This window comes from Pseudonocardia nematodicida, from assembly GCF_040105385.1.
GTDB classification, from domain to species: domain Bacteria; phylum Actinomycetota; class Actinomycetes; order Mycobacteriales; family Pseudonocardiaceae; genus Pseudonocardia; species Pseudonocardia nematodicida.
On record NZ_JBEDNQ010000004.1, the window covers coordinates 198620 to 221892 of the forward strand.

Annotated in this window: 21 protein-coding genes; 17 read left to right on the forward strand and 4 right to left on the reverse strand. The window is 75.8% G+C overall.

The window, feature by feature from the left end; translation table 11 throughout:
* Positions 1-32: 32 nt before the first annotated feature.
* From WIS52_RS11370 to WIS52_RS11380, 3 genes are all read left to right on the forward strand, one after another.
* Positions 33-1394, forward strand: coding sequence for an amidase (locus WIS52_RS11370; RefSeq protein WP_349298143.1), 1362 nt, complete (start codon positions 33-35; stop codon positions 1392-1394).
* Positions 1391-1993, forward strand: coding sequence for a hypothetical protein (locus WIS52_RS11375; RefSeq protein WP_349298144.1), 603 nt, complete (start codon positions 1391-1393; stop codon positions 1991-1993). The genes WIS52_RS11370 and WIS52_RS11375 overlap by 4 nt, the downstream gene beginning before the upstream one ends.
* 211 nt (positions 1994-2204) lie before the next feature.
* Positions 2205-3149 (forward strand): prephenate dehydrogenase, encoded by a 945-nt coding sequence (locus WIS52_RS11380; RefSeq protein WP_349298145.1) that lies wholly within the window; start codon positions 2205-2207, stop codon positions 3147-3149.
* 5 nt (positions 3150-3154) lie between these two features.
* Here WIS52_RS11380 and WIS52_RS11385 read toward each other — a convergent pair whose 3' ends face one another.
* Positions 3155-3742 carry a putative glycolipid-binding domain-containing protein gene (locus tag WIS52_RS11385; protein WP_349298146.1) on the reverse strand — a complete coding sequence of 196 codons (588 nt, stop codon included), beginning with the start codon at positions 3740-3742 and terminating at the stop codon, positions 3155-3157.
* 87 nt (positions 3743-3829) lie between these two features.
* Entirely contained in the window at positions 3830-4762 is a 933-nt protein-coding gene (gene ligD, locus WIS52_RS11390; protein ID WP_349298445.1) for a non-homologous end-joining DNA ligase, read from the reverse strand.
* Between the two features lie 86 nt (positions 4763-4848).
* Between ligD and ku the strand changes: the two genes are divergently transcribed.
* Positions 4849-5961: a non-homologous end joining protein Ku gene (ku, locus tag WIS52_RS11395; protein WP_349298147.1), complete on the forward strand. Its 1113-nt coding sequence runs from the start codon at positions 4849-4851 to the stop codon at positions 5959-5961.
* A gap of 55 nt (positions 5962-6016) precedes the next feature.
* Here ku and WIS52_RS11400 read toward each other — a convergent pair whose 3' ends face one another.
* The gene (locus WIS52_RS11400) at positions 6017-7222 is read right to left on the reverse strand and encodes an LCP family protein (RefSeq protein WP_349298148.1); all 1206 of its coding nucleotides are present in this window, start codon (positions 7220-7222) and stop codon (positions 6017-6019) included.
* Positions 7223-7509: 287 nt separating this feature from the next.
* On the opposite strand from WIS52_RS11400, the gene WIS52_RS11405 reads away from it, so the two are divergent.
* The 9 genes from WIS52_RS11405 to WIS52_RS11445 all read left to right on the forward strand — a co-directional run bounded on the left by WIS52_RS11405 (position 7510) and on the right by WIS52_RS11445 (position 17600).
* Positions 7510-8283: a nucleoside phosphorylase gene (locus tag WIS52_RS11405; protein WP_349298149.1), complete on the forward strand. Its 774-nt coding sequence runs from the start codon at positions 7510-7512 to the stop codon at positions 8281-8283.
* A 42-nt stretch (positions 8284-8325) separates the two neighbouring features.
* On the forward strand, positions 8326-9387 hold the full coding sequence (locus WIS52_RS11410; RefSeq protein ID WP_349298150.1) for an NAD-dependent epimerase/dehydratase family protein: 1062 nt from the start codon (positions 8326-8328) through the stop codon (positions 9385-9387).
* Between the two features lie 44 nt (positions 9388-9431).
* Positions 9432-10079 (forward strand): glycosyltransferase family 2 protein, encoded by a 648-nt coding sequence (locus WIS52_RS11415; RefSeq protein WP_349298151.1) that lies wholly within the window; start codon positions 9432-9434, stop codon positions 10077-10079.
* Complete coding sequence (locus WIS52_RS11420) at positions 10076-10777, forward strand: TIGR04282 family arsenosugar biosynthesis glycosyltransferase (RefSeq protein ID WP_349298152.1); 702 nt, start codon at positions 10076-10078, stop codon at positions 10775-10777. The genes WIS52_RS11415 and WIS52_RS11420 overlap by 4 nt, the downstream gene beginning before the upstream one ends.
* Positions 10778-10819: 42 nt before the next feature.
* The gene (locus tag WIS52_RS11425) at positions 10820-11173 is read left to right on the forward strand and encodes a hypothetical protein (protein ID WP_349298153.1); all 354 of its coding nucleotides are present in this window, start codon (positions 10820-10822) and stop codon (positions 11171-11173) included.
* A gap of 139 nt (positions 11174-11312) precedes the next feature.
* Positions 11313-12650 carry a geranylgeranyl reductase family protein gene (locus WIS52_RS11430; RefSeq protein WP_349298154.1) on the forward strand — a complete coding sequence of 446 codons (1338 nt, stop codon included), beginning with the start codon at positions 11313-11315 and terminating at the stop codon, positions 12648-12650.
* A 32-nt stretch (positions 12651-12682) separates the two neighbouring features.
* The gene (locus WIS52_RS11435) at positions 12683-13528 is read left to right on the forward strand and encodes an alpha/beta fold hydrolase (protein WP_349298155.1); all 846 of its coding nucleotides are present in this window, start codon (positions 12683-12685) and stop codon (positions 13526-13528) included.
* 321 nt (positions 13529-13849) lie between these two features.
* Positions 13850-15487 (forward strand): serine/threonine-protein kinase, encoded by a 1638-nt coding sequence (locus tag WIS52_RS11440; protein ID WP_349298156.1) that lies wholly within the window; start codon positions 13850-13852, stop codon positions 15485-15487.
* A gap of 79 nt (positions 15488-15566) precedes the next feature.
* Complete coding sequence (locus WIS52_RS11445; protein ID WP_349298157.1) at positions 15567-17600, forward strand: cytochrome c oxidase assembly protein; 2034 nt, start codon at positions 15567-15569, stop codon at positions 17598-17600.
* A 38-nt stretch (positions 17601-17638) separates the two neighbouring features.
* Here WIS52_RS11445 and WIS52_RS11450 read toward each other — a convergent pair whose 3' ends face one another.
* On the reverse strand, positions 17639-18442 hold the full coding sequence (locus WIS52_RS11450) for a DeoR/GlpR family DNA-binding transcription regulator (protein ID WP_349298158.1): 804 nt from the start codon (positions 18440-18442) through the stop codon (positions 17639-17641).
* 91 nt (positions 18443-18533) lie between these two features.
* Between WIS52_RS11450 and WIS52_RS11455 the strand changes: the two genes are divergently transcribed.
* From WIS52_RS11455 to WIS52_RS11470, 4 genes are read left to right on the forward strand one after another with little or no spacing between them, the layout of a single operon-like run.
* Positions 18534-19886, forward strand: coding sequence for a homoserine dehydrogenase (locus tag WIS52_RS11455; RefSeq protein WP_349298446.1), 1353 nt, complete (start codon positions 18534-18536; stop codon positions 19884-19886).
* 42 nt (positions 19887-19928) lie between these two features.
* On the forward strand, positions 19929-21302 hold the full coding sequence (locus WIS52_RS11460; protein ID WP_349298159.1) for a GntP family permease: 1374 nt from the start codon (positions 19929-19931) through the stop codon (positions 21300-21302).
* A gap of 35 nt (positions 21303-21337) precedes the next feature.
* A complete protein-coding gene (gene otnK, locus WIS52_RS11465) occupies positions 21338-22594 on the forward strand; it encodes a 3-oxo-tetronate kinase (protein WP_349298160.1) in 1257 nt (418 codons plus the stop codon).
* Positions 22591-23256, forward strand: coding sequence for a class II aldolase/adducin family protein (locus tag WIS52_RS11470; RefSeq protein WP_349298161.1), 666 nt, complete (start codon positions 22591-22593; stop codon positions 23254-23256). The genes otnK and WIS52_RS11470 overlap by 4 nt, the downstream gene beginning before the upstream one ends.
* Positions 23257-23273: the final 17 nt, after the last annotated feature.

Here is a 23273-nt window from a genome sequence, read left to right on the forward strand (position 1 = left end):
TCGGCCCCGGGGGGCGACGGCAGGCTGACCACGTGCTGTCGCTCCCCGATCTGCTGCGCGCCATCGCCTCCGGTGAGCTCTCGCCGTCCGAGCACGTCGACGACGTGCTGTCCCGGCTCGACGCCGACCGCACCAACAGCGTCGTGCTCCTGGACGCCGACCGGGCGCGGGCCCGGGCCGCGGAGCTGTCCGCGATGTCGGCCCGGGGCGAGTGGGCCGGGCCGTTGCACGGCGTCGCCGTCGGCATCAAGGACGTCGTCGACGTCGAGGGCCTGCCCACCCGCTGCGGGTCGCGGATCCTCGACGGCGCCCCGCCCGCCGCCGTGGACGCTCCGGTGGTCGCGATGCTGCGCGCGGCCGGTGCGGTGGTCGTCGGGAAGCTGCACACCCACGAGTTCGCCTACGGCCCGACCGGCGACGCCGCGGCGAGCGGGCCGGCCCGGAACCCGCACGACCCGGCCCGGATCACCGGCGGGTCGTCGTCGGGGCCGGCCGCGGCGGTCGCGGCCGGGCACCTGCCGCTGGCCGTCGGCACCGACACCGGGGCGAGCGTCCGGACGCCGGCGGCGCTGTGCGGGGTGGCCGGGCTGAAGCCGCGACGCGGGGCGCTGCCCGGCGCGGGCGTGTTCCCGCTGGCCGAGTCGTTCGACACGGTCGGGCTGCTGGCCGCGGACGCGGCGTCCCTCGCCGTCGCGCGACGGGCGCTCGCCTCGGGAAGCGGCACCGGCGCCGCTCACCGATCCGGCAACGGCGATCGCCGGCCGCCGGTTCCCGGTAGGCCCGGCGCGGGACCCGGCTCCGGACCGCCGCTCCGGATCGGGGTCGCGAGCGGGGCGTGGTGGCGGCCGCACGACCCGGTCATCGCCGACGCCGTGCGGACCGCGGCCGACGCGCTCACCGCACTCGGTGCAGACCTGTCCGAACAGGACACCCCCGGGATCGAGGAGCTGGCCGCGACCTACCCGTTGATCACCGGCGCCGAGGCGTACGCCACCCACCGGGAGTGGTTCGCGACCCGCCGCGACGAGTACCAGCCGGTCACCGCCGCACGCATCGCCCCGAACGCCGAGCTGCCCGCACACACCTATGTGGACGCCCGGCGCACCCGCACGCGGTGCTCCGCCGCACTGCTCGCACACCTGCGCTGCGAAGTCCTGCTCTGCCCGACCACCCGGCTGCGCGCGACGCCGATCGGCGCGTCCGATGTGGACGGTGTCCCGGTCCGGCCGTCGATGCTGGAGCTCACCTCGCCGTTCAACCTGACCGACCGTCCGGTGGTGGCGCTGCCGGTCCCCGTTCCCGGCCTGCCCGCCGGGGTGCAGCTCGTGGGGATCACCGCCGGGGAGGACGCGCTGCTCGACCTGGCCGGGGCACTGGAGGGGGTGCTGCGGTGATCCTCCCGGTCGCGGTGGCCCGGGGCGTCGCCGCCGGGACCGTCGACCGGGCCTACCGGCGCTGGTCGCGCCCGCGGATCCGGGCGGGGTCGACGCTGCGCACGGCGGCCGGCGTCGTGGAGATCGTCGCGGTGGACGAGGTCGCCGCGGACTCGATCGCCGACGAGGACGCCCGTGCCGCCGGCCTCGCCTCCGCCGACGCGGTGCGCTCGGCGTTCCGCGGGAGGGACGGCGGCCCGGTGTTCCGGATCAGGCTTCGCGCGGTCGGACCGGATCCGCGGGAGGCGCTGCGGGCGGACGACCGGCTGGAGCCCGATGAGATCGTCGAGATCGGCCGGCGGCTGGACCGCCTCGACCGGGCGTCGCGGCGCGGGCCGTGGACGCGCGAGGTGCTGCGGCTGGTCGCCGAGCACCCCGGCGAGCGGGCCGCCGATCTCGCCGCACGGCGCCGCCGTCCTGGCCGCCGGTATCTGAGCCGGCCGCGCGCCGGGGTGATCATCGTTCGGGTTCCGATGGGTGCCGTCGATGGCATCGATCGGGACCGAGCTCGTGATCACCGTGGGTCGAGCGCGGCACGACGCGGCCACGGCGCCGGGTGATCGTCGGCCCGGTTCCGATCAATGCCATCGACGGCACCCACCGGAACCCGGATCGCGATCATGAGGCGGACCGGCGGATCGGCGGCCGGTGGTATGACGCGCGACGCGCTGATCCGCGGGACGCGCGCCGAAACGGTCGGCGCGCGGGCACTCCGGGTCGCCTGATCGGGTGAGCGTGGCCACCCCGGGTGACGGCTCTACTGTTCGGGTCATGCGAGCGGTGTGCGTGCTGGGAACCGGGCTGATCGGCGGGTCGCTGATGCGAGCCGCGACGCGGGCCGGGCGCCCGGTGTGGGGCACCGCCGCGTCGGAGGCCACCGCGGCGGCGGCCGTCGCCGACGGGTTCGACGTCACCACCGACACCGACGCCGCGCTGGCCCGGGCCGCCGAGGCGGACGCGCTGGTCGTCGTCGCCGTCCCGCTCACGGCCCTGGAGCCGGTGCTGCGCCGGATCGACGCCGTCGCGCCCACCTGCCGGCTGACCGACGCGGTGAGCGTCAAGGTCGCGGTCGCCGACCTCGTCGCCGAGCACGCCCCGCGCGCCCGCTACGTCGGCGGCCACCCGATGGCCGGGACCGCCGAGTCCGGGTGGGCGGCCGGGGACGCCGGGCTCTTCGACGGCGCGGCCTGGGTGGTCGCCGCCGACGACGGCCTGGACCTCGACGTCTGGCGCGACGTCGCCGACCTGGCCTGGGCCTGCGGCTCGCGGGTGGTCCCGGCCGCGATCGACGAGCACGACGCGGCCGTCGCCCGGATCTCGCACCTGCCGCACCTGTTCGCCGCGGTGCTGGCCGCGGTCGGCGCCGGCGATCAGGGCGACGACCTGGCGCTCGCGCTGTCCGCGGGCTCGTTCGCCGACGGCACCCGGGTGGCGGGCACCCGCCCCGAGCTGGTGCTGGCCATGTGCGAGGGCAACCGGGCGGCGCTGCTGGGGGCCGTCGACGACGCGCTGGGCCGGCTCGGCGCGATGCGCGGGGCGCTGGCCTCGACCGGTGGGCTGGCGGCGACCGTGCACGCCGGGCACGAGGCGCGGATGCGGTGGTCCTCCACCCGTGACCCGCTGGCGCTGCCGGTCGATCTGCACGGCGACGACGTGTTCGCCGAGCTGCGCGAACTCGGGCGTCGCGGGGACGTGGTGGAGCCCCCGAAGGAGTAGGCCGGTCAGGCCCCGGCCAGGTCCGTCCGGGACGCGATGCCCGGGTAGTCGAGGACGAACCCGTCGGCGTCGACGGTCATCTCGGCGGTGAAGTCCCCCGCGGCGAAGCCCACCAGGGCGGACTCGGTGTCCGACACGGGCTTCACCGTGCGGTAGGTCTGCTCGACCGCCGTCACCCGCAGTGTCGGCAGGTCCACGAACACCATCGGCAGCACGTGCTCGGCCGGCTCCCGGTGCAGCCCGAGGCGGCGGATCGGGAGCGCGTTGAAGACCGGGCTGAACGCCAGGTCGACGTCGCGCGCCCCGCCGAACGCGCCGCGGGTACCGCCGGCGCCCTCGTCGACCAGCCAGACGCCGTCCCGGCTGCGGGACAGCGTCAGCTGCGCCTCGCCGTCGGCCGTCGCCACGTCCACGGCCAACCGGGACAGCGCGCCGTCGCCGCCCACCACCAGCCGGTAGGACGCGGTCAGCACACCCCGCCCGGTGCCGCGGATCATCCGCCCGACGGCGCGGAACCCGCCGCCGGACAGGGTGATGCGGGCCGACTCGAGCCCCGCCCCGCCGGGCGCGCGCCAGCTGAGCATGACCGCCATGCTTCCACCTCCACCGTGGAGATCGATCACGGAAGGATCGGACGTATCGGCCGGGAGCCTACGTCCCTCGAAAGAGTGATGATCGTGTCATCCCTCGGGTTCACGGCGGACGTCGGCCGGTTCGACATCGTCACGCACCCCGCGGAACACCGGCTGGCGCAGCCGCGCGGCCGCCGTCCACCCCAGGTGTGCGACCTCGACGACGACCGCCGGGACGCACCAGCGTGCACCGGCGGTGTCCTCCCGCGGCAGCGCTGCCGCGAAGGGTGCGGACTCGGCCGCGAGCGGGCCGAGACGGTCCCGCAGGACCTGCTGCACGGCCTCGCCGGCGAGACCGGACCCCACCCGTCCGGCGAACTCCAGACCGTCCGGACCGGGGACGCCCAGCAGCAGCGCCCCGATCCGGGTCGTCGAGCTCCTCTCGGGTCTCCACCCGCCGACCACGCAGCTCTGCGAGTGCCGGTGGGTCACCTTGACCCAGTCCGGGCTGCGCCGCCCGGGCCGGTACGACGACGTCTCGCGCTTCGCGACGACGCCCTCCATCCCGCGCTCGGCGGTGACGGCCAGCAGCGCGGCACCGTCCGGGTAGCGCGGTGAGACCTCGACGTGGTCGACCCCGCCGAGGTCCAGCCGCTCCAGCGTGGCACGGCGCTCCGACAGCGGCCGGTCCAGCAGCGACACCCCGTAGAGCCGCAGCACGTCGAACACCATGTACACGACCGGGCGACGCAGCGCCGCGGCCGTCCCGACCACGCCCTGCATCCGGTGCGCCAGCGCCGCGAAGCTGGGGACGCCGCCGTCGAGCAGCACGATCTCGCCGTCCAGCAGGACGTCCGGGGCCAGGCCGGTGATGCCGGTGAGCTCGGGGAAGTTCGCGGTGACGTCCCGTCCGGAACGGGTGTGCAGCCGTAGTACCGGCTCGTCGTCCCCGGTGGTCGATGCCAGCACGCGCATGCCGTCCCACTTCACCTCGAACGACCAACCGGGCCCGGTCGGGAGCGGTCCGGGGGTGGCGAGCATGGGCAACACACCGTCATGCTGTCACCGAACGCCCGGCGTGCCACGCGGAGAAGCGTCGTGGCCCAGCGGGGCAGGCGGGGGGCATCGTGCGGGCGATCTGGAGCGGGGCCGTGTCGTTCGGTCTGGTCAGCGTCCCGATCAAGGTCTACTCGGCGACGACCAACCACGACGTCAGGTTCCACCAGGTGCACAGCGCCGACGGCGGCCGGATCCGCTACAAGCGGACCTGCGAGGTGTGCGGCGAGGAGGTGGCCTACGCCGACATCGCGAAGGGCTTCGACACCCCCGACGGCGAGCTGATCACCCTCGACGAGAACGATCTCGCGTCGCTCCCGGTGTCCACCGGGCACGAGATCGACGTGATCGAGTTCGTGCCGAACGAGCAGATCGACCCGATGCTGTTCGACAAGAGCTACTACCTGGAGCCGGAGACGAAGGCCGCCAAGCCCTACGCGCTGCTGCGCGAGGCGCTGAACGAGACCGACCGGACCGCCGTGGTGAAGGTGGCGCTGCGCCAGCGCGAGACCCTCGCTCTGCTCCGGGTGCGCGGCAAGGCGATCGTGCTGCAGACGCTGATCTGGCAGGACGAGATCCGGGAGCCGGACTTCGACATCCTCTCCGGCGACGTCGATCTCAAGCCGCAGGAGCTGAAGATGGCGTCCTCGCTGGTCGAGAGCATGGGCGCGGACTTCGACCCCGGTGAGTTCCACGACGAGTACCGGGACGCGATGGTCGACCTCATCGAGGCCAAGCGGTCCGACGGCGACGCCCGGCCGGCGCCGGCCGCGGAGAAGTCCGAGGACGGGGCCGACTCGATGAGCGACCTGCTGGCCGCGCTGGAGGCCAGTGTGGACGCCGCGCGATCCTCGTCGGGGTCCTCGTCGTCGGGGTCCTCGTCGAAGTCGGCGTCCGGATCGACGGACACGTCGGACTCCGGGTCGACGAGCGCGTCCCGGAGCCGGTCGAAGGCCGCGTCGGGGTCCGGGTCGGGGTCGGGCACGAAGTCCGGCTCGGGGTCGAGGTCCGGCTCGGCGTCCCGGTCCGGCACCGCGTCGAAGTCCGGATCGTCGTCCGGCTCCGGTGGCCGTTCGCGCACCCGGAAGTCCTCGTCGGAGGAGTCGGAGGACACCGGGACCGCGGCGACCGGGACCGAGGGGACCTCCACCACCCGGCGCCGGTCCTCCCGGAAGTCCGCCTGACCCGATCGTTCGTGGGAAGCCGGAACGGGCCGGGCCCCGGGAGACCCCGGGCCCGTCAGGGACCGAAGCTCGACTCCGGCGGACGCTCGTCGTTCTGCAACGCCCCGAACAGCGCCTGGGCCCGCTCCCGGTCCCAGCGCAGGCTCGATCCCGAACTGCCGCCGATCGGGACGGTCGTCTGGACCCCGTCGCTGCCCGACGCCCCGCGCATCGCCCAGCCCAGCCCGGCCAGGTGCCAGATGTGGTCCGAGTCGTCGACGGTGATCGTGTCGGTGACCGCGGAGGCCAGCGGCACCGTGCGGAACGGGTTGATCAGCGTGAGCGGGCTGGTGGCCTTGCCCAGCAGCGCGGACAGGAACTCGCGCTGGCGCTGGACCCGGTCGAAGTCCGATCCGGGGGTGGCCCGGGTACGGACGTAGGCCAGCGCGTTCTGGCCGTCCAGGTCCTGGCAACCGGCCTGGACGTCGAGCCCGGCCAGCGGGTCGTTCATCGCCTCCGGGATGCACATCTCGACGCCGCCGACCGCGTCGACGGCGCCGACGAAACCGCCGAAGCCGACCTCGACGTAGTGGTCGATCCGCAGCCCGGTCGCGTCCTCGACGGTCTGCACCAGCAGCGGCGCCCCGCCGAACGCGAACGCGGCGTTGATCTTGTTGTTGCCGTGACCCGGGATCGGGACGAGCGAGTCGCGCGGGAGCGAGATCAGCACGTCGCCGGAGCGCCCGCTGTGCAGCAGCATGATCGTGTCGGTGCGCTGCCCGGCGGCATCGCCGGTGGCGAGGCGGTCCTCGTCCTCGGCGGACAGTCCCTCCCGGCTGTCCGAGCCGACGATCAGGTAGTTCGTCCCCGCCGAGGTCGCCGCGCTGTCCGCGGGCAGCGCCTCCACCCGGGTCATGTTGCGGTCCAGGTAGATCCCGAACCCGAGGATCGCGACCACCAGCACGATCGGCACGAGCTTCCAGCGCCCGCGCATCGCGCGTCGCACGCGGTGCCAGTCCGGCAGCGTCGGGCCCTTGGTGATCCGGCCGTCCCGGGGTGCCTGCGACGCCGGGTGCACCGGCGGCGCTCCCCCCGCGCCGGCCGGGCGCGGCATCGCCGATCCGGCCGGGGGCACGGCGTTGCGCGGCGGCGGGTTCCCGGCGCGTCCGGGCGGCGGCCGGCGCAGCGCACCACGCCCCTGCTGCGGGGGCGCCGGCGGCGGGGCCTGCCCGGGCGGCCGGCGGGGGGCCGGCGGCTGCTGGGGCGGCGACGGCGGCGGCATCGGCCGCCCACCGCGTCCGGGGAGCGGTCCGGGGCCACGCGGGGGCTGCTGCCCCGGGCCACCGCCACGCGGCGGGGGACCACCACGCGGGGGCGGCCCGCGGAAGTCTCCGGCCACTGGTCCACCGTCCCCACCGGCCCCTCGGGGTGCGGGGCCCTGCCGCTGACCATACTGCGACCCGCCACGCGGACAGCGGATCCCGCCCCGTCGTCGCCGACCGCATCCACCCGGCGACACCCCGTCACGGCGGGATCACCGGCTCCGGTGGTCAGGGCAGGATCCCCACCGTGGACCTCTCCGCGGTGCCCCTGCTCGAGGACGATCTCGGCGCCGAGGGGGTGATCCGCGCCGAGGCCGTCGTGCCGCACCCGGCGGACATGCCCACCGCGGCGGTCTTCTGCTGGTTCCCCGAGGTGGTCGACGGCCTCGGGGACGACACGGTCACCGTGCTGCGGACCGAGCTGGGCCGGACCCCGATCCGCCGGGTGCCCGGTCCGGCCGGGCGCCCGGTCGCGGTGCTGCACCCCGGCGTCGGCGCCCCGCTCGCGGCGATGTTCCTGGAGAGCGTCGCGGCGATGGGGGTGCGGACGGTCGTCGGCGTCGGCGGGGCCGGGGCGCTGCGGCACGAGCTCACCCTCGGGCACGCCGTCGTCCTGGGTGACGCGCTGCGCGACGAGGGGACCTCACTGCACTACCTGCCGCCGTCGCGGACGGTGGACGCCGACCCGCAGGGCGTGGACGTCCTGTCCGGGGTGCTGGACCGGGCGGGGCTCCCGTGGGTCGTCGGGCGCTGCTGGACCACCGACGCGGTCTTCCGGGAGACGCCGGAGCGGGTCGCGCGCCGGAGGGCGGAGGGCTGCGCCGTCGTCGACATGGAGGCCTCGGCGGCGGTCGCGGTCGCCCGGCGGACCAACCTCCGGTTCGGCCAGGTGTTCCTGGCCGCCGACTCGCTGGCCGGTCCGGAGTGGGAGCACCGCGGCTGGACGACGGCCCGCGAGGCCCGGGCCGGCCTGTTCGGCATCGCCCTGGCCGCCGCCGAGGAGTGGGACGCCCGGGCATGATCCACCGGGCGGCGGGGCGCGGGCGGCAATACGGTCGGGCCGATGCGCGTCCTCGTCACCGGCGGAGCCGGCTTCATCGGGTCCCATGTGGCCGACCGGCTGGTCGCCGACGGCCATGACGTCGTCCTGCTCGACGCGCTGCTCCCCCAGGCGCACGGGCCGGGCGCCGCACCGGAGAGCCCGCACGAGCTGGTCGTCGGCGACGTCCGGGACACCGGCCTGCTCGCCCGGCTGCTGTCCGGTGTGGACGCCGTCAGTCACCAGGCGGCGATGGTCGGGCACGGCGTCGACCCGTCCGACGCGCCGGACTACGCGGCGCACAACGACCTCGGCACCGCGGTCCTGCTCGCGGCGATGCACGCCGCCGGGGTGCGACGGCTGGTCCTGGCCGGGTCGATGGTCGTCTACGGCGAGGGGCGCTACGACTGCCCCTCCCACGGAGTCGTCCGTCCCGGGCCGCGCGCCGCGGACGATCTCGCCGCCGGGCGCTACGAGCCGCGCTGCCCGGAGTGCGGCGCGGACCTGGTGCCCGGGCTCGTGCCGGAGACCGCCCCCGTCGACCCGCGCAGCACCTACGCGGCCACCAAGCTCGCCCAGGAGCACCTGGCGAGCGCGTGGGCCCGGCAGACCGGCGGGACCGTCTGGTCGCTGCGCTACCACAACGTCTACGGCCCGCGGATGCCCTGCGACACCCCCTACGCCGGCGTCGCGTCGATCTTCCGGTCCGCGCTGGAACGCGGCGAGGCCCCGCGGGTGATGGAGGACGGCCGGCAGCGTCGCGACTTCGTGCACGTCACCGACGTCGCCGAGGCGAACGCGGCCGCGCTGACGGCCGACCCGGAGCCGTCCGGGTTCGGTGCCGCGAACGTGTGCTCCGGCGAGCCGCACACGATCGGCGACCTGGCGGCCGAGCTCGCCCGGGCCACCGGCGGCCCGGAGCCGCGGGTGGTCGGCGGGGCGCGGCCGGGCGACGTGCGGCACGTCGTCGCCGACCCGGCGTACGCGACCCGGCGGCTGGGTTTCACCGCCCGCACCCGGTTCGCCGACGGCGTCGCCGCGTTCGCGACCGACCCGCTGCGGCCGGCGGTCGGAGTGCGGGGCTGACGGTGTCGCCCGAACCGTCGCGGGACGCCGACCGAACACAGGACATGCAGCCGGAGATCGTGCTCCCGTGCCTCGACGAGGCGGACGCGTTGCCGCACGTCCTGGCGCGGATGCCCGCGGGGTGGCCGGTGATCGTCGTCGACAACGGGTCGACCGACCGCACCGCCGAGGTCGCGCGCGAGTTCGGGGCCAGGGTCGTGCACGAGCCGCGGCGGGGGTACGGCGCCGCGGTGCACGCGGGGCTGGAGGCCGCGACCGGCGAGCTCGTCGCGTTCCTCGACGGGGACGGGTCCCTGGACCCGGACGTGCTGCCCGCGATGGCCGCCGCCGTCGCGTCCGGGCGGGCCGACCTGGCCGTCGGGCGCCGGGTCCCCGACTCGGCCGGGGTGTGGCCGTGGCACGCGCGGGCCGCGAACACGGTGATCGCGACGATGCTGCGCGCCCGCGGGGTCGGAGTGCACGACATCGCGCCGATCCGGGTCGCCCGCCGCCGGGACCTGCTCCACCTGGGGGTCACCGACCGCGCGTTCGGCTACCCGCTGGAGCTCCTGCTGCGCGCCGGGCGGGCCGGCTGGCGGATCGACGAGGTCCCGGTCGCCTACGCCCGCCGCGCCGGCGGGCGGTCGAAGGTGTCCGGGTCGGTGTCGGGCACCGTCCGGGCCGGCCGGGACATGATCAGGCTGCTGCGATGACCGGCGAGGTCACGACCGTCGTGCTGGCCAAGGCCCCGGTTCCCGGACGGGCGAAGACCCGGCTGTGCCCGCCCGCGACCCCGGAGCAGGCCGCCGCGCTCGCGTCCGCGTTGCTGCTGGACACCCTGGACGCGGCGACCGCCGTCCCCGGCGGCACGGTCGTGGCGCTGACCGGCGACCTCGCCGACGCCGTCGGGTCCGCCGAGCTGACCGCCCGGCTGGCCGGCGTCGACGTCGTCGCGCAGCGCGGCGACGGCCTGGCCGCCCGGATCGCCGCGGCCCACGCCGACGCCGCGGCCCTGCACCCGGGACGCCCGACCCAGCAGATCGGCATGGACACCCCGCAGGCCGGCCCCGCGGTGCTCGCCCGGTGCGCCGACCGGCTCGCCGACCCCGGGGTGGACGCCGTGCTCGGCCCCGCCACGGACGGCGGCTGGTGGGTGCTGGGCCTGCGTGACCCGTCCGCCGCGAGCGCACTGGCCGGGGTCCCGATGTCGTGCGAGGACACCGGCGAGCGGACCCTGGCGGCCCTCTGGGCGGCCGGGCTGCGCGTCGCCCCGGCGCAGACGCTGACCGATGTGGACACCGCCGCCGACGCGCTGGCCGTCGCCCGCGAGGTACCCGGCAGCCGGTTCGCCGCGTGCGTCGCGGCCCTCGCCGGGACGCTCGCGGCCGGGGTCAGCGGGGTGGCCGGATGAGCCGGGCGCACGCCGACGATCTTCGGGTGCAGGATGTCCCGCATGGACGGACCGGTCTTCGACAGGCGCGACCAGCTCGACACGGTCGCGGCCGGGCTGCTGGACGGTGAGCGGATCATCGCGGTCTACGACACGCCCGGCGCGACCGGATTCCTGGGCCTGACCGATCGCCGGGTGGTGCTGCAGGACGCCGGCGAGCGGACCGCGCTGACCTCGGTGCCGTACTCGCGACTCGGCTCGGTCTCGCTGGTCGACGACCGCCCGGCCGCGGGCCGCCGGCCGGTCGCGAGCCATGTCGCGATCACCGCCGGCGGGCGGACCTGGGAGGTCGGCCTGCGCGGCGACGACGAGGCGAGGCACGCGCACGACGTGATCCTCTGGCACCTGACCCGGTAGCCGGGGGGTCAGGCGTCGCGCAGGGCGGCCAGGAACGGTAGCCGCCGCGCTCCCGGCCATCCTCCGGCCGCGGGGGCGTGTCGTGACCGGCGGCACGCTCCCCGGCAGGCACCCCGGCCGGGTTGCGACACTGGGCGTCATGAGCGCAGTCCCGACCTCGGGCGTCACCGTCCCGGCCCCGGCCTCGTCGTCGCCGGCCGTCCCCGACGACCAGGTCCCCGCCGGGCCGGAGAAGACCGACGTCCTGGTCGTCGGGGCGGGCCCGGCCGGGTCGGCGGCCGCGGCGTGGGCGGCCCGGCACGGGTGCGACGTCGTACTGGCCGACTCGGCGACGTTCCCCCGGGACAAGGCCTGCGGTGACGGCCTCACCCCGCGGGCGATCGAGGAGCTGGGCCGGCTCGGGCTCGGCGACTGGGTGGACGGCCACGGCACCAACAAGGGCCTGCGCGCGCACGGCTTCGGGCAGGTGCTGGAGCTGCCGTGGCCCGGTGGTTCGCTGCCCGCGCACGGCTCGGCGATCCCGCGCAGCACACTCGACGCCGGCATCCGCGAGGTCGCGCTGGCCGCCGGCGCGACCCCGATGGACGGGGCCAAGGCCGTCGACGTCGTGTTCGACGGCGACCGGGTCGGGTCCGTGCTGTTCGCCGACGGGCGGTCGGTGCGCTGCCGCCGCCTCGTCGTCGCCGACGGCGCGCGGTCCACGCTCGGCCGGGTGCTCGGCCGGGAGTGGCACCAGGACACCGCCTACGGCGTCGCCGCGCGCGGCTACATCGACTCCGGCCGCAGCGACGACGAGTGGATCAGCTCGCACCTCGAGCTGCGCGGCGAGTCCGACGAGGTGCTGGCCGGCTACGGCTGGCTGTTCCCGCTCAACGACGGCCGGTTCAACATCGGCGTCGGCACCCTGGCCACCGACCGGCGGCCGGCGAACATCCGGCTGCGCGGCCTGATCGAGCACTACGCCAAGGCCCGCCGCGACGAGTGGGAGCTCGGCGCGAAGGTCGAGCTGGTCCGCTCCGCGCTGCTGCCGATGGGCGGTGCGGTGTCCGGCGTCGCCGGGCCGAACTGGGCGCTGATCGGCGACGCCGCGGGCTGCGTGAACCCGCTCAACGGCGAGGGCATCGACTACGGACTGGAGACCGGACGGCTGGTCGCCGAGCTGCTCGCGGCCGGTTCCGACCTGGACCGGGCCTGGCCCGCGACGCTGCGCTCGCACTACGGCCTGGCGTTCTCGATCGCCCGCCGGCTCGCCGGACTGATCACCATCCCGCGGCTGCTGCCGCTGGCCGGGCCGGTCGGGATGCGGTCGCGGGCGCTGATGACCGTCGCGCTGCGGGTGATGGGCAACCTGGTCACCGACGAGGACCGGGACCTCACCGCCCGGGCCTGGCGGGCCGCCGGGCGGCTGTCGGTGCGGCTCGACGAGCGCCCGCCGTTCCCCGCGGCCGATCTGCGGAGCCCGCTGAAATCCGGTTGATCATCGCCGACGGGCGTCGGCACGATGGCGCCGTGACCGCCACTCCGACCCTGGTCCTCGTGCACGGAGCGGGCTGCAACTCGGCCTCCTGGGGCCCCGTGGTGCGCGAGCTCGCGCTGCGCGGGCACCGGGCGCTGGCCGTCGACCTGCCCGGGCACGGGTTCGGCGCGCGCATCCCGAACACCTCCCGCGGCGCCGGGCCGGCGACGACCGAACCCAGCGGGATGGCCGGCATCGGCACCGCCGACGACGTCGCGGCCGTCGCGGCCGTCCTGCGGCGGGCGCGGGAGCACGGCCCGGTCGTCCTGGTCGGGGTCAGCCGGGGCGGGTTCACCCTGAACGCCGTCGGCAACGCCCACCCCGAGCTGGTGGACCTGCTCGTCTACGTCTCCGCGCAGTGCCCGGTGCGGGCCGGGGCGTTCGACTACCACGCGAGCCCGGAGAACGCGGCCAGCCTGCTGCACGACCTCCCCGGTCTGGTCCTCGCCGACCCCCGGGTGATCGGTGCGCTGCGGTTCGACTGGCGCACCGCCGATCCCGCGACGCTCGACACCCTGCAGGCCGCGCTGCTCGCCGACGGCACCCGCGACGAGCTGCTCGCCTACCTGCACGCCCAGGACCCGGACGAGTCGATCCTGATCGACGACGACCTGGTCCGCGCCGACGCGGCGACCTGGGGCCGGATCCCGCGGCACTACGTCCGGCTCCCGGCGGACCGCGCGGTCCCGGTGGCGCTGCAGGACCGGTTCGTCGCCGAGGCCGACGCGCTGACCCCGGACAACCCGTTCACCGTGCACGACCTGGACGCCTCGCACGCCGGGGTCCAGGTCCGGCCCGGCCCGCTGGCCGACGTGCTGTCCCGGATCGTCGGGGGCTGACCCCGGCCCCGGGCCGGCCCGTTGATCACCCGTTCCGGAGCGAACCGTCCGCGTCGCGAACGCTCCGCTCCGGAACGCTCGATCATGACGGCGACCGGTGACCGCGAGCACCGGCGGATCCGCGGCGGGGGCCGCGAGGCCCGGATCGGCGCGGGTCGCCGGGTCGCCGGGTCGCCGGGCAACCGTCGACCGTGGCGGGGAGGCCCGGTCCCCGATCGAGGCGGCGCGCCGACCGGTGGTCCGCACGCACCGTGCCGGTACCGTCGGCGCCGATGTGAGGGTCGCCGGCTCCGGCGACGCCGGAGACACCCGGGAGGGCCAGTGCAGCGCGGCGACGATCCGGACCGCACCCGCCGGGGCGCGCCCGGGCCGTGGCAGACGGGCAACCGCCGTCCGGCCGGCGCCGACCCGGCCACCCGGCAGCAGCCGGACCCCGGCCGGACCCGGCACGCCGGACCGCCGCCGCAGGGCGCGCCCGCCGACGGGACCCGCCGCATGCCGCCGGGCGCCGGGCAGGGCGGGCCCGGGCACGGTGCACCGCCGGCCGGACCCACCCACCGGATGCCCCCGCCCGCGGACGCGACCCGCCGGGTCGGTCCGGCACCGGACGGCACCCGCCGGATGGGTCCCGGCGACGACGCCACGCGGCACGCCGGACCGCCCCCGACCGCGGCGTACGCGGCGGGCCGCCCGCCCCGGCCGGACGCCACCCGGATGATGCCCGCGCCGGTCACCGAGCCGGAGCTGCTCGGCGGCCGGTACCGGCTGGAGGGGCTGCTCGGCCAGGGCGGGATGGCCGACGTCCACCGCGCCACCGACACCCGGCTCAACCGGCCGGTCGCGGTCAAGATCTTCGGTCCGGGCAACGACCCGACCGCCGACCAGCGCTTCGAGCAGGAGGCGCAGGTCATGGGCAATCTGCGCCACCCCGGCCTGGTCGCGGTGTACGACTTCGCGGTCGAACCGGGCCGCGCCTACCTGGTGATGGAACTCGTCGACGGGCCGACGCTGCGCGACGTGATCGCCGGCGAGGACCTGCCGCCCGACGACATCCGCCGGCTCGGCGCCGAGGTCGCGCAGACCCTGGCCTACGTGCACGGGCAGGGGATCACGCACCGGGACGTGAAGCCGTCGAACATCCTCGTCGACGCCGAGGGCCGGGCCCGGCTCGCCGACTTCGGTATCGCCGCGCTGCTCGGCGCCGACGGGCACACGGCCGCGGGGGAGATCCTCGGTACCCCGGCGTACCTGTCCCCGGAGCAGGTCCGGGGCTCCGGCGTCGGCCCGCCGACCGACGTCTACGCGCTCGGTCTCGTCATGCTCGAGGCCTGGACCGGCCGGCAGGAGTACCAGGGCGAGGGGCTGCAGGGTGCGGCCGAGCGGGTGCACCGCTCCCCGGTGGTGCCCGGCGACGTGCCGGAGCCGCTGCGCTCGACGATCTCCGGGGCCACCGCGACCGACCCGGCCCGCCGTCCGGACGCCGGGCGGGTCGCCGACATGCTCGCCGAGTCCGCCCCGGCGCCGGTCGCGCCGCAGCCGGACCCCGAGCCCGAGCCTGCGGGCCGGGGCTCGTCGGGCTCCGGGAAGTGGATCGCGGTCGGCGCGATCGTGGTGGCGCTGCTGGTGCTGATGCTCGGGTACTGGCTGCTCGGCGGGAACGACCCCGCACCGGAGGCCCCGCCCGTCCCCACCTCCGAGACGAGCGCACCCCCGGCGACCACCGGGGAACCGACCACCGAGCCCGAGCAGCCCACCGGCGACGGCGACCAGGGCGGCGGGTTCCCGATCCCGACCGACATCCCGGGCATCCCGACCGACCTGCCGGACATCCCCACGAACCTGCCGTCGATCCCGACCGAGCTGCCGTCGAACCTGCCCGACCCCGGACAGGTCGGCGAGGACGCCCAGGGCGTCTGGCAGACGATCGAATCGTGGTGGCAACGCCTCACCGGCGGCTGAGGAGACCCGGGGCGGCGCGCGCCCGGCCCCATCGGGGACCATCGTGGGAGCACGTCACCAGCTGCGGAGGAGTTTCTCGGTGAGCGCGAGCACGGAGCCGGCCGCCCCGGCCACCGCACCCGATCCGGCGGGACCGGTCACCGGACGACGGCGCGACCACCGCGCCGCCCTCACCCTGCTCACCCTGCTGGTCGTCGCGGGCTGCGGCGCGGTCGCGGTCGCGGCGGCGCTGGGCGACGACGGCTTCTGGACGATCAGCGGCCTGCCCGTCCCCGGCGACGGCGTGCGCATCGCCGGGCTGCTGGCCAAGGTCGTCGCGGTCGCCGGGACGGCGCTCGCCGCGGGATCGCTGCTGGTCGCCGGCTTCGTCGCGGCCCCGCAGTCGTCCGGGACGGTCGCCGTGCACGGCTACCGGGGGCTGCGCCGCGGCGCGGTCGCCGCGCTCGCCGGCGGTGTCGCCGCCGTCGCCGCGGGATGGCTGGAGGTCGCCGACCTGACCGGTACCGCGCCGGGCGTGCTGGCCGCGGCCGGGCCGTTCGGCTGGCTGGACGCCGCCGCGACGCTCGAGTCGCCGATGGGCTGGACGCTGGCCGGGGTGCTGCTGCTCCTGGTCTCCGCCGGAGCCGCGTTCGGGCTGAGCTGGCGGGCCGCATCCGCGCTCGGCCTGCTCGCCGCGGCGTCGGCGGTGATCCCGGCCGCGGTGCACCCGGCGGCCACCGGCGCGGACCACGACTGGAGCGGCGACGCCAGCATGATCCGCTCCGTCGCCGGGGTGACGTTCCTGGGCGTCGCCGCCGCGCTCGCCGCGTACCGGGCACACGGTGGGTCGCTCACCGGCACACCGGCCCGGCGCGGCCGCGCGCTGCTGATCGGGTCCGGGGCGCTCTACCTGGTCGGCGAGGTCGTCCTGCAGTCGGTCGTGATCGGGGCGGACCTGCTGCCCGGCTCGGCCTACGTGCGGACCGCGGTGACCTCGGCGGTGCTGCTCGCGTTCCTGGTCGCCGGCACCGGGCTGCTGGCCCGCGCGCTCGGCACGGCCCCGGACGGCCGGGCCACGGGGCGGCTGCTGCCCGTCCTCGCCCTGGCCGGCGGCGCGGTCGCCGCGCTCGCTGTGGCGGGCACCCGGCTGGTGCCGCCACGGTTCCTGGTGCACTCCGACAGCGCGCTGGAGACGCTGATCGGCTGGAACGTCGAGCGCCCGTTCTCGGTGCTGACGCTGCTCGTCGAGTGGCGCTGGAACATCCTGTTCGGCACCGGTGCGCTGGTGCTGGCCGGGCTCTACGCACTGGGCGTGCGGCGGCTCGCCGCCCGCGGGGTGCACTGGCCGGTCGGCCGGACCTGGGCGTGGATGCTGGGCTGCGCCGCGCTGCTGATCGCGACGTCGTCCGGGCTCGGCTTCTACTCCCCGGCCATGTTCAGCGTCCACATGATCAGCCACATGACGCTGAACATGCTCACGCCGATCCTGCTGGCCCTGGGCGGCGCGGTGACCCTGGCGCTGCGGACGCTGCGCCCGGCCGGGCGCGGCAACCAGCCCGGACCGCGGGAGTGGCTGCTGGCCGCGGTGCACTCCCGGGTCGCCCGGGTGCTGACCCACCCGGCGTGCGCCGCGATCCTGTTCGTGGGCTCGTTCTACGTCCTGTACTTCACCCCGCTGTTCGACGGCGCGCTGCGCTTCCACTGGTCGCACCAGCTGATGAACCTGCACTTCGTGCTGGTCGGCTACCTGTTCTTCTGGCCGCTGATCGGGGTCGACAACGCCCCGCACAAGCTGCCGCACCTGGGCCGGCTGGCGGTGCTGCTGGCGACGATGCCGTTCCACGCGTTCTTCGGCATCGCGGTGATGAGCTCGTCGAACATCCTCGGCGAGAACTTCTACCGCCAGGTCGACCTGCCCTGGCTGAACCTGATGTCGGACCAGAACGTCGGCGGCGGCATCGCCTGGGCCACCGGCGAGCTGCCGATGCTGCTGGTGATGATCGTGCTGGTCGTGCAGTGGTCCCGGGACGACAGCCGGGAGGCCGTGCGCAAGGACCGGCAGGCCGACCGGGACGACGACGCGGAGCTCAAGGCCTACAACGAGATGCTGGCGCGGCTACGGCAGGGCGGCTGAGCGCAGTTCACGGAGCGAACATCGGCGCTGAGCGCAGTTCACGGAGCGAACATCGGCGCCGAGGCTTCTCCCGGCGGCGGGGCGGCGGTCCGCAGCGTCACCCCGTGCTCCCGCAGCCGCGCCGCCACCGCGGCCGGCAGGCCGGAGTCGGTCACCACGGCGTCGAACCCGGTCAGGTCGGCGACCCGGAACGTGCCCACCGTCCCGTACTTCTCGGACCCGGCCACCAGGTAGGACCGGGTCGCGACCTGCATCGCGGCCTGCTTCACCGGCACCTTCGCCTCGTGCGGGGTGGTGCTCCCGCGGCGCTCGTCCCACGAGCTCGTCGATATCAGCGCGACGTCGAGGTTCAGCTCGCGCACGGCGCGGGCCGTCAGCTCCCCCACGGTGGACCGGTTGGCCCGGTCCACCCGCCCGCCCAGGTGGTAGAGCTCCAGGCCGGGGTGCTCGCTGAGCAGCACGGCGGTGGTCAGGTCGTTGGTCACCACGGTCAGCCCGGTGTGCGACCACAGCAGCGGCGCCACCTGCCCGAGGGTGGTCCCGGCGTCGAGGTAGACGACCTGGTCGTTGCCGATCAGCCCGACCGTCTCGCGGGCGATCGCCCGCTTCTCCTCCAGCCGCACCGAGGCCTTGGTGCGGTACGGCGGCTCGCTGTGCAGCTGGTCCACCAGCCGGACGCCGCCCGGCACCGACGCCACCCGGCCCTCGGTCTCCAGCGAGGCGATGTCGCGGCGGACCGTCATGTGCGAGACGCCGAGCAGGTCGACGAGCTCGCGCACGGACAGCACCCCGGCCCCGCGGAGCTCGACGAGCAACCGCTCGCGCCGCTGGTCGGGGATCACGTGCTCGACCGTAGCCCATTGCACACAGTGTGTTCTGAGACGTGAACATCATTGACTCTGATGTGAATTCTTGTGTTAGCGTCCCACCGTGATGCGATCCGCTCCGCAGCCCGTGCGCTACGCGCTCACCGGCGCGAAGGGCGGCTTCGGCCGCACCCTGCTCGCCCAGACCCGGCTCACTCCCGGGGTGGCGCCGTCGGTGCTCTGCGATCTCGACGTCGACGGCACCGTCGCGATGTGCCGCGAGCTCGGCTTCGGCACCGACGAGCTGACCGTCTGCACCACCGCCGACGAGCTCGCCGCCCGGCCCGCGGGCACCGTCGCGGTCGTCCCCGACGCGCGGCTGCTCGCCGAGGCCGGCTTCGACGTCCTCGTCGAGGCCACCGGCAGCCCGGCCGCCGGCTACCGCGCCGCCGCCGACGCCCTCGACACCGACCGGCACGTGGTGATGGTGTCCAAGGAGGTCGAGACGGTCGGCGGCGCCGACCTCGCCGCGCGTGCCGGGGCGAAGGGCCTCGGCTACGTCCCCGGCGCCGGGGACCAGCCCGCGAACCTCGTCGAGTGGTACGAGCGCACGCTGCAGGTCGGGCTCGAGGTGATCGCGGCCGGCAAATCGGGCGAGTACGACCTGGTCCTCGACCCCGCGACCGGGCGGCTGCGCCACCTCGACCGCGAGATCACCGTCGCCGACCCGGCGACGCTGCTGTCCACACCGGACGCCGGTGTGGCCGGGATCCTCGGCACCCGCGCCGAGGCGGTGGCCGGGCTCCCCCGCAGCGCCTCGGCGGACCTGTGCGAGATGGCGGTCGTCGCCGACGCCACCGGGCTGGTCCCGGACGTCGAGACCCTGCACTACCCGGTGGCCCGGGTCGCCGAGCTCGCCGACGTCTACGCCCTCGCCGGGGACGGCGGGGTGCTCACCCGGCCCGGCGTCGTCGACGTGTTCACCGTGCTGCGCCGCCCGGACGAGGCCAGCTTCGCCGGCGGCGTGTTCGTCGTCGTCCGCACGCACGACCCGGTGACCTGGGAGACCCTGGCCGGCAAGGGCCACGTCGTGAGCCGCGACGGCCGCTACGCCTGCCTCTACCTGCCCTACCACATGATGGGCGTCGAGACGCCGCTGTCGATCCTCGACGTCGCCGCGCGCGGTGCCGCCGCCGCGCCCGCGAACCGGGGCCGGCACGTCCTGCTGGGCGGCCGCGCCCGGGAGGCGCTGCCCGCGGGGCGGACGCTGGCGATGGGCGGGCACCACCACGACGTCGACGGCGTCGCCCCGGTGCTGCTCGACGTGACGCAGGCCCCGGCCGGGGCCGCCCCGCTCTACCTCGCCGCGCACGCCACGCTCGCCCGCGACGTCGCCGCCGGTGAACCGGTCCGGATCGACGACCTCGCCGACCCCGACCCCGCACTGCTCGAGGCCTGGCGCGCCGGCGCGCCGAGCTGATCCTCCCCCCGCTCCCCTTCTCCCCCGATCGGATACACCGTCGTGTCGGACATCTACGTACTCGCCGCCTTCCTCGTGGCGATCGGCGCTCTCGTGCTGCTCATCGCCCGCTTCAAGGTGCACCCGGTCGCCACGCTGTTCCTCGTCGTGGTGACCCTCGGCCTCGCGCTGGGCATGGGCGGTCCCGGGACCGTCGACCTGGTCACCGAGGGCTTCGGCAACACCATGGCCAGCGTCGGGCTGCTCGTCGTCTTCGGCTGCGTGCTGGGCAAGATGCTGGAGCTGTCGGGCGCCGCGCAGGCGATCACCGAGCGCTGCCTGCAGCTGTTCTCCGAGCGCAAGGTCCCGTGGGCGGTGGCGCTCGCGTCGTCGGTCGTGGGCATCCCGCTGATCGCCGACTCGGTCGTCGTCATGCTCATCCCGATCGTGTCGGCGCTCGCCGCCCGCACCGGGATCTCGATGATGAAGCTGGGCCCGATCCTCTACATGGGCGCCTACGTGATGACCTCGGTGCTGCCACCCGGACCGGGGCCGCTGGCCTCGGCCGCGCTGCTCGGCGTGCCGATCGGCGAGGCGATCCTGCTCGGGCTGGCCGTCGGCATCCCCGGCATCATCGCCGCGACGCTCTACCTGAACACGATCACGACCCACGTCGACCCGAAGCCGGAGTTCGTCGCGACCATCACCGGCTCCACCGGCGGCGCGTCGGGCGGCGACGGTGACACCACCACGGCCGCCCGGACCACGGCCACGCTGCCGATCGCGGCCTGCCTCGCCCCGATCATCACTCCGATCCTGCTGATCAGCGTGGCGTCGCTGCTCGAGCCGGTGCTGGACGAGGAGGGGGCCGTCGCACAGGTCCTGGGCTTCGTCGGCGCACCGACCGTCGCGCTGTTCCTCGCCTGCATCCTGTGTCTGCCGCTGTTCCGCGGCCGGTGGAAGGACAAGGAGACCCTCAACGACCTGTTCGAGAGCGGACTGCGGCTCGCCGCGCTGCCACTGGTGCTGACGGGCGTCGGCGGCGGTTTCGCGCTGACCATCCGCGAGACCGGCGTGGCCGAGAACATCGTCGAGGGCATCCAGGGCATCGGCGTCTCGCCGGTCGTGATCCCCTTCATCGTCGCCGCCGTGGTCTGCACGATCACCGGGTCGAACATCCTCGGCGTCATGACCGCGGCCGCGATCATGGAGCCGCTCATGGGGACGCTCGGCCTGTCGCCGATCGTGGTCTACCTCGCCTGCGCCACCGGCGCGCAGATCATGAAGCACGCGAACTCGTCCGGGTGGTGGGTGACGACCTCGTTGTCCAACATGACGGTGGGCCAGGGCATCCGGTCGATCGGCGTCGCGTCGATCATCTCCGGGGTGACCGGGTTCGCCGTGCTCTACCTGCTGCTCGTCCTCGGCGTCGTGTGACGCCGGTCCACAGTCCGTCCACACAGGAGGCAGACGTGCCCCAGCTCGGCGCCATCGCCGACGACCTCACCGGCGCCACCGATCTCGCGATCATCCTCACCGCGTCCGGGTTCCGCACCGCCGTCGTGCCCGGTGAGGTGATGGCCGGTGGCCCACCGACCTCGGCCGCCGACGCCGACGCGGTGGTCGTGGCGCTCAAGAGCCGCACCGCCCCGGTCGACCAGGCGGTGGCGGAGTCGCTCGCGGCGCTCGACGGCCTGCGCCGGGCCGGGTGCACCCGGTTCCTGTTCAAGTACTGCTCGACGTTCGACTCGACCCCGGCCGGCAACATCGGCCCGGTCGCGGACGCGCTGTGCGACGCGCTGGACGCCCCCTGGACCGTGATCGCGCCGGCGTTCCCGGCGAACGGCCGGACCGTCTACTCCGGGCACCTGTTCGTCGGGAACGACCCGCTGGACGAGTCGCCGATGCGGGACCACCCGCTCACGCCGATGCGCGACTCCAGCCTGGTGCGGCTGCTGGCCCCGCAGGTCCGCGACGGCTCGGCGGCCGTCGGGCACGTCGGGCTCCCGCACGTCGAGGCCGGGCCGGAGGCGCTGCGCCGAGCGCTGGACGAGGCGGTGGCCGCCGGTGCGCGGTACCTCGTGGTCGACGCCGTGCGCGACGCCGACCTGGTCACGCTGGTCGAGGCCACCGCCGACCTGCCGCTGCTGACCGGCGGCAGCGCGGTGGCCCAGGGTCTGTCCGGGCCGCGGGAGGTCGCCGAGGTCACCGTCGCCGTCGGGGACGGGCCGCGCGTGGTGCTGTCCGGCAGTGCCTCGCAGGCCACCCAGCGCCAGGTCCGGGCCGGCGTCGCGGCCGGGCGCGGGATCAAGCTGGACCCGGCCGCGCTGCGCGCCGACGCCGCGGCCGAGCACGCCGCGCTGGCCGACCGGGTACTCGACGCCGGCGCCGGCGACGGCCCGGTGGTGGTCTACGCGACGGCCGAACCCGGCGACGTCGGCGACCCGGCGGACGCGCCGCTGTTCGAGGAGGCGCTGGCCGCGCTGGCCCGCGAGCTCGTCGCCCGGGGCGTGCGGGCGATCGCCGTCGCGGGCGGGGAGACCTCCGGCGCCGTGGTGGCGGCGCTGGGCGTCGAGAGCCTGGCCGTGGGACCGCGACTGGACCCGGGGGTGGCCTGGTCGCTCGCCGAGCGGTCCGGGTCCTCCGAGCCGCTGGCGCTGCTGCTCAAGTCCGGCAACTTCGGTGGCGAGGACCTGTTCGTGCGTGCCTGGACCGGAGCGGGCCGGTGACCCCGGTTCCCGACCACCTGCTGCCCGTCGCGCAGCGCCTGTGCGCGGCCGGGCACCGGCTGGCCGCGCTGGGGCTCAGCCCCGGCTCGTCGGGCAACCTGTCCGAGCGGGCCGGGGACCACCTGCTGGTGACCCCGACCGGCATCGGCCTGGCCGACCTGGAGCCGCACCTGCTGAGCGTGACCGACGCCGACGGCGCGCACGTCGCCGGGAACCGGCCGTCCAAGGAGGTTCCGCTGCACCTGGCGATGTACCGCCGGGAGCCGGAGCTGGCCGCCGTGGTGCACCTGCACTCCCCGCACGCGGTCGCGGCGTCCTGCCTGCCGCCGCACTCGGCGAGCTCGGCGCTCCCGCCCGCGACGCCGTACCTGGTCATGCGGGTCGGTCAGGCCCCGCTGGCGCCGTACGCGGCGCCCGGCTCCCAGGCGCTGGCCGACGGGCTGGCCGCGCTGCCGGGCCGCTTCACCGCGGCACTGCTGGCCCACCACGGCTCGCTCGCGGGCGGCACCGGCCTGGACCGGGCCGTCGACGCGGCCGTCGAGCTGGAGGAGGCGGCCCGGGTGGTGATCCTCCTGGGCGGACGTCCGGCGCGCTGGCTGAACGACGACGCCGTCCGCGAGCTCACCGGGCGGTACGGCACGCACTGGGACCTGGCCGGCTGACAGCTCGGTCCACGATG